The sequence below is a fragment of the Pseudoduganella sp. RAF19 genome (assembly GCF_052114165.1).
Lineage (GTDB): Bacteria > Pseudomonadota > Gammaproteobacteria > Burkholderiales > Burkholderiaceae_D > Rugamonas.
In genome coordinates this window covers 968,723-978,097 of the sequence record NZ_JBFREF010000001.1, presented here as the reverse complement: position 1 = coordinate 978,097, position 9,375 = coordinate 968,723, and the positions used below count along the sequence as shown (strand labels likewise).

At 57.0% G+C, this 9,375-nt stretch carries 9 protein-coding genes; 1 reads left to right on the top strand and 8 read right to left on the bottom strand.

What is annotated here, in order from left to right:
* Positions 1-160: 160 nt before the first annotated feature.
* From AB4Z19_RS04625 to AB4Z19_RS04615, 3 genes are all read right to left on the bottom strand, one after another.
* Positions 161-484, bottom strand: coding sequence for a hypothetical protein (locus AB4Z19_RS04625; protein ID WP_442027436.1), 324 nt, complete (start codon positions 482-484; stop codon positions 161-163).
* A gap of 141 nt (positions 485-625) precedes the next feature.
* Entirely contained in the window at positions 626-1,150 is a 525-nt protein-coding gene (locus tag AB4Z19_RS04620; RefSeq protein WP_442034427.1) for a hypothetical protein, read from the bottom strand.
* A gap of 470 nt (positions 1,151-1,620) precedes the next feature.
* Complete coding sequence (locus AB4Z19_RS04615) at positions 1,621-2,184, bottom strand: hypothetical protein (protein WP_442027438.1); 564 nt, start codon at positions 2,182-2,184, stop codon at positions 1,621-1,623.
* A gap of 352 nt (positions 2,185-2,536) precedes the next feature.
* Here AB4Z19_RS04615 and AB4Z19_RS04610 point away from each other — a divergent pair, with 352 nt between their 5' ends.
* Complete coding sequence (locus AB4Z19_RS04610) at positions 2,537-3,982, top strand: DUF3943 domain-containing protein (protein ID WP_442034425.1); 1,446 nt, start codon at positions 2,537-2,539, stop codon at positions 3,980-3,982.
* Between the two features lie 41 nt (positions 3,983-4,023).
* On the opposite strand, the gene AB4Z19_RS04605 is transcribed toward AB4Z19_RS04610, so the two are convergent.
* From AB4Z19_RS04605 to lpdA, 5 genes are all read right to left on the bottom strand, one after another.
* A complete protein-coding gene (locus AB4Z19_RS04605; RefSeq protein ID WP_442034424.1) occupies positions 4,024-4,296 on the bottom strand; it encodes an ankyrin repeat domain-containing protein in 273 nt (90 codons plus the stop codon).
* Between the two features lie 151 nt (positions 4,297-4,447).
* Positions 4,448-4,870: a hypothetical protein gene (locus tag AB4Z19_RS04600; protein ID WP_442028287.1), complete on the bottom strand. Its 423-nt coding sequence runs from the start codon at positions 4,868-4,870 to the stop codon at positions 4,448-4,450.
* 223 nt (positions 4,871-5,093) lie between these two features.
* Positions 5,094-6,026 carry an alpha/beta fold hydrolase gene (locus AB4Z19_RS04595; RefSeq protein ID WP_442028285.1) on the bottom strand — a complete coding sequence of 311 codons (933 nt, stop codon included), beginning with the start codon at positions 6,024-6,026 and terminating at the stop codon, positions 5,094-5,096.
* Positions 6,027-6,207: 181 nt separating this feature from the next.
* Positions 6,208-7,779, bottom strand: a complete 1,572-nt coding sequence (locus AB4Z19_RS04590) for an FAD-dependent monooxygenase (protein ID WP_442028283.1) — start codon at positions 7,777-7,779, stop codon at positions 6,208-6,210.
* 197 nt (positions 7,780-7,976) lie between these two features.
* The gene (gene lpdA / locus AB4Z19_RS04585) at positions 7,977-9,374 is read right to left on the bottom strand and encodes a dihydrolipoyl dehydrogenase (RefSeq protein WP_442034422.1); all 1,398 of its coding nucleotides are present in this window, start codon (positions 9,372-9,374) and stop codon (positions 7,977-7,979) included.
* Between the last annotated feature and the right edge of the window lies 1 nt (position 9,375).

The following is a 9,375-nucleotide window of genomic DNA, read 5'->3' as shown; positions in this document are numbered from 1 at the left end:
AGTTTTCCAGCTGATCTTTTGCTGTAACAACATCTGAACGAAGAGCAGACCGAGCCTCCCGTAGCCATTTCTCCGTAATTTCCCATTGTTTAAGAATTTCGAGATTCGTCATATTTTTACCTAGCTAGGTGGGCGTCTGTTCCTGGCCGATATCGCACACTCAATTCCAGTGGATTTTTTCAAGGTCAATTGGCGCTTCTTGACCTTCAACCCATACCGTTAAAGAATGTTTTGTCATCGACTTTAGTGACAACGTCGTGAGCTTTCGATGTCCTCCGCAATAACGAAGCGCGAAATCGGAAATCCTTACAACGCCAACTCGGAAACTATAGCCCTCGACGCCTTGGCGAGTCGGCACGTCCTCGATATGTAGCTTTACGAACGCTAAAAAATCGCCGTCTTCGCTCCATAGCACCTCCGGCAGAGCCCCTTTTATTTCTAGGCCCTCACCAATCGCGAGCCATCCCCCCTGGGGACCGCTCATCCAAAGCTCGCCACCCCAGCGCCACCTTGCCACGTGCTTTTTGTCAGGACTCGTCCATTGGACTAAACCTTCCCCAGTCATGTAATTTCTCTCGCTCTTCTGTAATTTACAACGTCTGCTGTTGGCCGAACGCAGCCAAGGCTAGCCACATGTGTGAAATCGCATTGCATGGTCGACTTCGGTGACAGTCACGGCCAAGTCTGTCTTGAAAGGCGTATTCTCTGAGCTGCTCACGACAAGTGAACGGCCGTTCAAACCGGTCAATTTGATTCCAGCCAATACCTTTACTACGTTGCCGTTCGCTGTGGGGGCAGTTCCAAGTTCTGCTGCATACTGCGTGAAGCCTGGCCCAGTACCTAAGAAGCCTGCGTTATTTAAGGCTGGCTCCAGCCACTCTTCTCTCCACAATAATTCACTGAACACAACAGTAAACGGGGCATCTAGTTCTTCCCAATTGAACGGAAAATCCGCACTCAATTCATGGAGACAAATCGGAAATACTTCAAACCACTTCCCAACGGAAACCTCTTCTACGGCGAAGGCTATCACCTCATCATTGTCGAATCGAAGTGCAGTAAAGCTATACTCAGTGTGAACAGCTTTTATCGTTCTACCGGAAAGCTTAGCCGCATTGTCGTAGCAATTTACGATTCTCGAATAATGCATCCCTCTGCCTTAATAGTTGATAGTGTTAACGCGTGCGTCCGTTCCTGGCCGGTTGCCGCTATACACGTTCTATCGAATAGGGCTCAATCTCGCATCCCCATCCGCTGAAGTGCCCGCAGCCAAAGGGGCCGCTAGGCCCACGCAGTAAGCCGGTAACCAACACGCGCTTACCAGCCCACCTCGAAAGAACGTCTTTATTAGGTTGAACACTTCCACTTCCAAACGCAAGCCATACACTTGACTGATAGTGTGGAGGCTCAACTCCCTCAGTAATATCCCGGCGCTCGGACTTGGGAAAATGTCCAAGGGAGGTATTTTCAAATTCGAAGGTCAACAGCCCTGCGACCTCGACTGGCTGCCCATCAAGTTCGGTAAGCCGGTCTATGACCTCATTTACAGAAAGCACGATTACCACTCCCTTTAACATCAAAAATTTTGAATGGTCGCTAGTGGCGCAACAGGTCACGATATTAATCGTTAATTGCAATAAGGGCCCCGGCGTCGCAAAACGAGGCATTGGACTTGCGAAATAGCAAAGCATACTCTGGATTAGTAAATCCCAAAGTTAAACTTTTAATTTCACCACGAAACCCCTGCTTTATACGTTGCAAATAGACTGGCTGATAGTTGCCAGTTCTTGGCTTGGCTGGTTTTCGAAGCAGATAGAAAAAAATCCAAGTCAATAGGCACGCTAAAATTGCAGCCGTGCTTGGTAAATTTTTTCTAATTAAACCAGGAGCCGATTCAGGTAAGGTGAATATTAATAAACCCATTATCACCCAAAAAACACCGAAAACAACAAGAGCCTTAGAGAAGACTCCCTGCCGCAGTCGAGTGGCTGTGCGGGCGCAACGACTGCAAAAAGGAAGAGATAAAGAAAATGTTAACTCAGTCCCAATAAATAGAAAGTAACGGGTATGCTTTAAATTAACGGTAATTTTTCTTAGTTCTGAAGTGCAACCACAATTACAGCATTGATCTTCAGGAGTGACAAAAGGAAGCGGTGACACTCGTCCTGGAAGGTAAATAATCATTGCAGTGTTGTATTAAATATTCGAATAAGTGTAAGGATTCGGCGGCAGCTTTTGGCCGTACTCGGCCGACGTCGTACAGAGTAGCATCTTGCTCATCTGAAAGGTTCACACTTTGTCACTCCAAGTGTTTTGCCCCAAGCCGACGGGAGTTGAATGCCGCCTGTTTGAAATGTTTTTGCTGGGATCTCCTTGGCTTACATCGCCGACGATTTCGCCAGGAACGCGACGATATTGACCGCAACCTGGGACGTGCTGTTCTGACGTATCGGTCCTGTGCGCCATTCACTGTAAGTATTCGATATATTTGATTTAACATCTCATCAGGCGACATCGCTGGAGGAATCTTCAAGTGGTGGCGAAGGACATCAAGAAATCGAGGAACGGTTTCGAATCGCGCCGGCGTGCCTGCACAGCACTGTTGGCGCTGGCTGCCGGCACCGGTAATGCCACGTCCGCCGACGATCCGCTGCAGGACACGGTGCGGGATGCCGCGCCGGCTCCACCGCAGGATGATCGTCTGTATAAAAGTTATGGCGCGGCGGCACTGGAGATCCTGGGATTCCAGCTTGTGTTGAACCGGGTCGACCATGCGTTCGTCCGGCCGGACGACTATGACGTGAGCATCGGTTCGATCCGACGCAACCTGCGCAGCAGCTGGGTCGTCGACCGGGACCCGTTCGAGATCAACCAACTTGGCCACCCTTACCAGGGCTCCGTCTACTTCGGCCTCGCGCGCAGCAATGGGCTGACGTTCTGGGAATCGATGGGCTATGCCTTTGCCGGCAGCGCCGTCTGGGAAATCGCCGGCGAGACGACGCCGCCGTCACGCAACGACCAGATCACGACCAGCTTCGGCGGCACCTTCCTGGGCGAAGCCTTGTACCGGATGGCGAACCTGGTGCTGGAAGAAGGGTATGGACTCTCACCGCAATGGCGCGAAGTGGCGGCCGCCGCAGTGTCGCCGCCGCTCGGATTCAACCGCCACGTCGCCGGGGGCCGCCGTGCGGCGCTGTGGGCGAGCCACAGCCCGGCCATCTACGGCCGCCTTCAGCTGGGAGTAGGCGGAATCACGAGCAACAACGTCGGCCCATCGCTGGCGCCTCGGCGCAACGAGGTCGCGGCCGACTTCGCGCTCGACTACGGCTTGCCGGGCCAGCCCGACTATACCTGGCGCCGGCCTTTCGATTACTTCCTGTTCCGCGTCAGGTTGTCGAACGTGCAGGGTGTCGAAAGCCTTGCGACACGGGGCATGCTGTTCGGTGCGCCATACGGGTCCGGCAGGAACCTGCGCGGCATCGTCGGGCTGTACGGCACCTACGATTATCTGGCGCCGCAGGTGTTCCGGGTGGCCAGCACAGGACTGTCGCTGGGCAGCAATGCGCAGTTGTTGCTGAGCGACCACTACACGCTGCAAGGCCATGCATCGGCCGGCATCGGCTACACATCCACTGGCACCACTAGCGCCAGCACGAGCGGGCAATACCATTACGGTTTCGCGCCGCAAGCGATGCTGACCCTGCGCCTGATCGGCAACGAAAGGTTCGCCTTCGAACTCGCGGCGCTTGAGTTCTTCGACGGCAAGCTGACCAGTGCGGGGCCGAACGGGACGGACCGCGTGTTCCGCGGCGATGCCTCGCTGACCTGGCGCGTCTCTGGCCACCATGCTGTCACGCTCAAATACCTGACGTCGCGCCGGACGTTCGCGTTCGAGAACGTCCCGGAACGGCAGCAGCGGCGCGACACGGTCGGCCTCTACTACACCTACCAGTTCGCGCGGGGCTTCGGTGCCGTGAACTAGTGACCGCCTGCGCCGGGAATGCGGGTTGCGGTTGATCCATTTCAGCCGCCTCCCAATCCAGTGCCATCTGAGTCGACAACCGAAACGTTTGCACCTGCTTCTAACAGACCGATGGTGCAACCAACTGAGTTCGCTTGTACCGCGAAGTGCAGAGGCATCCAACCATAATCATCCTGCGCGTTTACGAGTTCGCCCTGCGCCACGAGAGTGCTGAGCAAAGCCAGGTTAGCATCGGCTGCCGCGTAGTGAAGCTGAGTTCGGCCCAGCCGATCAACTTCCACGCGTGTTTTACGTTTTGGTAACTTTCCGGCCATTAAGACCCTTTATTGAAGTAACTGAGTCGTTCGTCGGCTGCTGGTCGACCGCAGCGGTCTTCTATTTTTCATCATCCTTTCTAGCTACTCTCGGCACTTACAGCAATAACAATCGCCGACACCATACCAAGCCGCAACAGCCACCTGATAGTTATGCCCTCCACGCATATAGTCCGCAGAGTAGCAATGCCGCCGCAGCGGTGGCGGCCAACGATCCAGTGGTCAGGATGATGGCGACAGTCCACTCCCGAATTTGCGTGGCGCTGTGTCCGGCGCCCGCGATTGGCGTAGCTTTGCTGGTACCCCAGATTGCTGCAAGCAAAAGGGCCAGGAATATGCCATACGCTCCAACGAGCGCCAAGAATTGCGTAGTCGCTTTGACGGCATCGGGAAGTGCGACTCTTCCCCACATTGCGCCGAATGCCCACAGCATGAGCCCGCTCTGAATTCCGGCGACGTGTGCCGATACGCCCATTCGGCCACTCGATAACGCCGGAATAGCAAATCCCATCAATAGACTGATGAGAAAGATGACTGTACCGTGAATAAGCAATTGCTGTGACATAGTTTTCATAACTTCTCAGACAAGGGGATGCTTCGAGACAGTAGCCCCAGACCGAGCAGTGAGGCAATGACCTCTGACGTCAACGCGAAATCATTAAGTCGCTTCGACTTGATTCCCATGGGTCTGCGGGATCGTCGCCCTGCTAATCCGGTGGTCCACTTGGGAGTCCAGTTTGAGAACCAGAAAATAAAAAAGCCTACGACTCGTCGTGGGCTTTCTGCTTTGCAGCGGGTTAGTTCGAATCCAGGAAGGACTGCACAGCCTTCACGGTAGCCTCCGGAGATTCTTCCATCAACCAGTGGCCGGAGCCGGGTATGATGACCTCAGTCACATTGCTTGCGGCGTTGCGCATCTGAGTAGCCTGCATGGTGCCGAAGGACTTTTCCGCGCCCAACGCAAGCACCGGCATGGTCAGCTTGGTCTTTGCGTATTCGATGTTGTCCTGATCGTCCTTGCGCACGGACTGGAATTGGGCGAACGCAGCCTTCATCGCGCCAGGCCGGGAATACAATTTCGCGTAATGCGCACGCGTGCCTTCATCGATCTTGCTTGGCGTGCCGGCAAAGTCATTCCAGAAGCGGTCCAGGTAGATTCGTTCGCGCCCCTTCACCAGGCGCTCGGCATCCTTGCCGCCCAAATCGAAGTGCCATAACACCGGTAGGCGCACGATATCCTGCCATGGTGCGATGCCAGGCACCGGACCGTCCAGCACTGCCAGCTTCGTGGTTTTGTCCGGGTAGCGGGCGGCATAGGCGTAGGCGACCATGGTGCCGATGTCGTGGCCCACGATATCGGCTTTGTCGATGCCCAGTTTGTCCAGAATGGCGCGGATGTCGCCGGCTTGGGTTTTCTTATCGTAGCCGCCTTCAGGCTTTGATGAGAGGCCCATGCCGCGCAAATCCGGTACGACGACGCGGTGGTTCTTTGCCAGCGCGACTGCCAGCGCCGTCCACATATCACCGGTATCGCCGAAGCCGTGAATCAGCACGACCGCAGGGCCGTTGCCCCCAACACGAACATGCAGCTTTACTCCATCCGCATTGATTTCTTCGGCCTTGAAGAAGGATGGATAAGGAATCGGTTGAGCCACAGCCGGGGTGGCACAAGTGAATGCTGCCGTGGCTAAAAGGGCCACGCAGACCGCCTGTTTGAACTTGTTAAACATGATGCGTTTCCTCGGATCGAATGTGCATTTCTTGGCGTTTCAGATGCCGCAGGCTTCAGTGTTCGCAGTGTAAAACGCGTCTGGCACACACTGTTCTCCTGCGGCGAATGCACACTACTCATGAACGAGGTCAAGATAAACGCACGTCACAGCAATTGATTTGATACGCGATGTAAAGTGTCTAAGAGCAAAACGAGGCAGAATTTCTAAAATGGGCAGTCTCACCGTAAGGCTCGCCAAACCACTTCAATAGGCTACGGGCGACATCAATCTCGTCGCCAGCGGAGCCGGTGGCCCAGGCCACGATTCCGTCGGGCCGTATCAACAAGGCGCTTAAGCCCAGTCGGTCCTTCGCGTCGCTTGCGAGGTAGCGAATGCGCCCTCCCCAGCGCTTAGCCAACGCTTTTAAGCCACTGCTTTCGTCGAAGTCGAGCAATAGTCCGCATCCGGCGCGGAGGTGGTGATTGAGTCTTGCTCCGTCAAACAATTCGAAGTCCGGCGCGCTGCGGCCGACAAGCGGATGTGCATCGCCAAGGTCATAACGAAGTCCGACTCCCCATACGCGCCTGGCGAAATAGCTTGCGCCGTCGCGAGTCTCAATAAGGTCGCGAACAATCGCTTCCAATGCGCGTGAACTCCGGCTTGGACGCATCAACGCCACTTGTGCGCGGGACCAGTCGAGAATCTGCGCAGCTTCTGGCTGCCGCTCGCGGGCATAGCTATCCAGCAGATCGGCGGGAGCGTCGCCGCGTATCGTCGCAGCGAGCTTCCAACCGAGATTCATCGCATCGGCAAGGCCCAGATTCAGCCCCTGCCCGCCCAACGGAGAGTGGACATGGGCAGCATCGCCGCCCAGCAGCACGCGGCCCTTCCTGTATTCCGTCGCCTGGAAAGCGCGATCGGTCCAGGTAGTAACAAGTTCCAGATCGGTGACCCGCACGTCGGAGCCGGAGACTTTGCGCAACACAGTCTCGATGTGCTCGCGCGTGATCGGATCGCCGCGGTGAAAAGCGCCGCCGTCAAAATCGACCATTCCGATCGTGCCTGGCGCCGCATAGGTGTACATTCCTGCCGCAGTGTAGTGACGGCCGGGCTTGAGCACGTCCGGATTTGCCAACTTGACCTGGACTGAATATCCCGTGAACTCGGGATCTGTGCCAGTGAAGCCGATGCCCGCCGCCTTGCGCACGGTGCTTCGCCCACCGTCGCAGCCAACCAGCCATTGCCCACAGAATGCCTGGCCGCTTGCGAAGACGGTCACGCCGTTCGCCGATTGCGCAATATTCTCGACGCCGCAACCGCGCAGAATCTCGACACCCAGGGTTTCTGCACGCTCTGATAGCACCGCCTCAATACTCGCCATATCGGCAGCGAGATTGCTGACCCGGCCAGGCAGGCGATATGGCCACTGCGCACTGTCGATCTGATCGTGGAAGAACTGGATGCCTGCGAAGTGGCCTGCAGGACGCCTGGCTTGCCGCATCCAATGTGCGGCCGAAGGCGCTCCGCGACCGGACGCGCGCTCTTCGAGCGGGGCAAGCAAATCACGGCGGTCAAGGCTTTCAATAGTCGGCACGGTAAGGCCGCGTAGCCCGAACGGCAGATCCTTCAGCGGAGTATGCGGCTCCTGCATCTGCTCCAGCACAAGCACAGAGCAGCCAGCCAGGCGCAATTCGCAAGCCAGAAACAGGCCGACGGGACCGGCGCCTGCGATCAGGACATCATGAAAATGGGTAGTGTGAGGGGAATGCATGTCTAGCTCCTATGTCGATGTTCGACCGGAGCGTTCCCAGGTTCAGCGCTCACACGGACGAACTATTGGACGCCAGGCGGCGTCAAAAAATTCGTCGTGGGGATCTGATGCAAGGGCCAAAGACCAGAGCTTTCGTTACCGAAAGGACTTGGGCTTACCAAACCAAGTCTGCCTTTTCCGACACGCGGAGTATAGCATCAAATATGCAGCGCATGCCCCAGCGCGCGCAGCGCTGCCTCCTGAATCGCCTCGCCCAAGGTCGGATGCGCATGGATCGTCCCGGCCACATCTTCCAACGTAGCGCCCATTTCAATGGACTGCGCAAACGCAGCGGACAACTCCGACACCGCCTTACCGACCGCCTGCCAGCCGAGAATTAAATGATTGTCGCTGCGCGCCACCACGCGCACGAATCCGTCCTTCGACTCAAGCGACATCGCGCGTCCATTGGCAGCGAAAGGGAACAAGGCGTCGATGCAAGCGATGCCCTGCGCGCGCGCCTGCTGCGGCGTGGCGCCGACCACCACCACCTCCGGATCGGTAAAGCACACCGCCGCAATGGCCGCCGGACTGAAATGGCGCCGCTTGCCGCCGATGATTTCAGCGACCATTTCGCCTTGCGCCATGGCGCGGTGCGCCAGCATTGGCTCGCCGGTCACATCGCCGATGGCCCACACATCGCGCATCGACGTGCGGCACTGGTCGTCAACCTTGATGAAATGGCCGTCCATATCGATGCGCAGCTTCTCCAACCCGAAGCCACGCGTGTTGGGGCGCCGACCAACTGCGACCAGCACCTGGTCTGCCACCAAGGCCGACTCTTCACCGGCCGCATTACGGATACGCACCGCTGCGCCGTCCTGGTTCAGGCCGAGCACCGAGCAGCCAAGATGAGTTTCGACACCCAGGCCCTTGAGTGCAATGGCCACTGGCCGGGTCAAGTCCGCGTCGTAAGCAGGCAGGACGCGCTCCTGCGCCTCCACCACATGCACTTCCGCTCCGAGCTTGGCATAAGCAATGCCCAGCTCAAGACCGATATACCCTGCCCCCACCACCACCAGTTTGCCGGGCATAGTCTTGGGCGAAAGCGCTTCGGTTGCACTGATCACCCGTCCGCCGAACGGCATAAAGGGCAATTCGGTAGCATGTGAGCCGGTCGCCAGCAGCAGATGTTCGCAGCCGATGCGCTGCGGGCTTTCGCCATCACGAATCACTTCGACGGTTTTGCCATCCACGATGTTGGCCCAACCCTTGACCACACGTACGCCGCTTTTCTTCAGCAGTGCCGCCACGCCGCCGGTCAGACGCCCGACGATACCGTCTTTCCATAAGACCGTCTGGCCGATGTCGATATGCGGCGCCTGCACCGAAATGCCCAGCGCCGAACCGCTGGCGTAATGGCTGGCCTTTTCGAATTCATCGGCCGCGTGGATCAGCGCCTTGGAGGGAATGCAACCGACGTTCAGGCAGGTGCCGCCCAGTTCCGCTGCTTCCACCAGCGTTGTGGGTATGCCAAGCTGGCCAGCGCGGATGGCCGCGATATAGCCGCCAGGACCTCCGCCGATCACCAGCAGCGTAGTGGTATGTTGGTTCATG

What these genes read in the sequence shown, in the direction of transcription:
- AB4Z19_RS04590 (WP_442028283.1), bottom strand. Translation starts at nt 7,779, where the DNA reads ATGCATTCCCCTCACACTACCCATTTTCATGATGTCCTGATCGCAGGC.
- lpdA (WP_442034422.1), bottom strand. Translation starts at nt 9,374, where the DNA reads ATGAACCAACATACCACTACGCTGCTGGTGATCGGCGGAGGTCCTGGC.
- AB4Z19_RS04625 (WP_442027436.1), bottom strand. Translation starts at nt 484, where the DNA reads ATGAGCGGTCCCCAGGGGGGATGGCTCGCGATTGGTGAGGGCCTAGAA.
- AB4Z19_RS04595 (WP_442028285.1), bottom strand. Translation starts at nt 6,026, where the DNA reads ATGTTTAACAAGTTCAAACAGGCGGTCTGCGTGGCCCTTTTAGCCACG.
- AB4Z19_RS04620 (WP_442034427.1), bottom strand. Translation starts at nt 1,150, where the DNA reads ATGCATTATTCGAGAATCGTAAATTGCTACGACAATGCGGCTAAGCTT.
- AB4Z19_RS04615 (WP_442027438.1), bottom strand. Translation starts at nt 2,184, where the DNA reads ATGATTATTTACCTTCCAGGACGAGTGTCACCGCTTCCTTTTGTCACT.
- AB4Z19_RS04600 (WP_442028287.1), bottom strand. Translation starts at nt 4,870, where the DNA reads ATGAAAACTATGTCACAGCAATTGCTTATTCACGGTACAGTCATCTTT.
- AB4Z19_RS04605 (WP_442034424.1), bottom strand. Translation starts at nt 4,296, where the DNA reads ATGGCCGGAAAGTTACCAAAACGTAAAACACGCGTGGAAGTTGATCGG.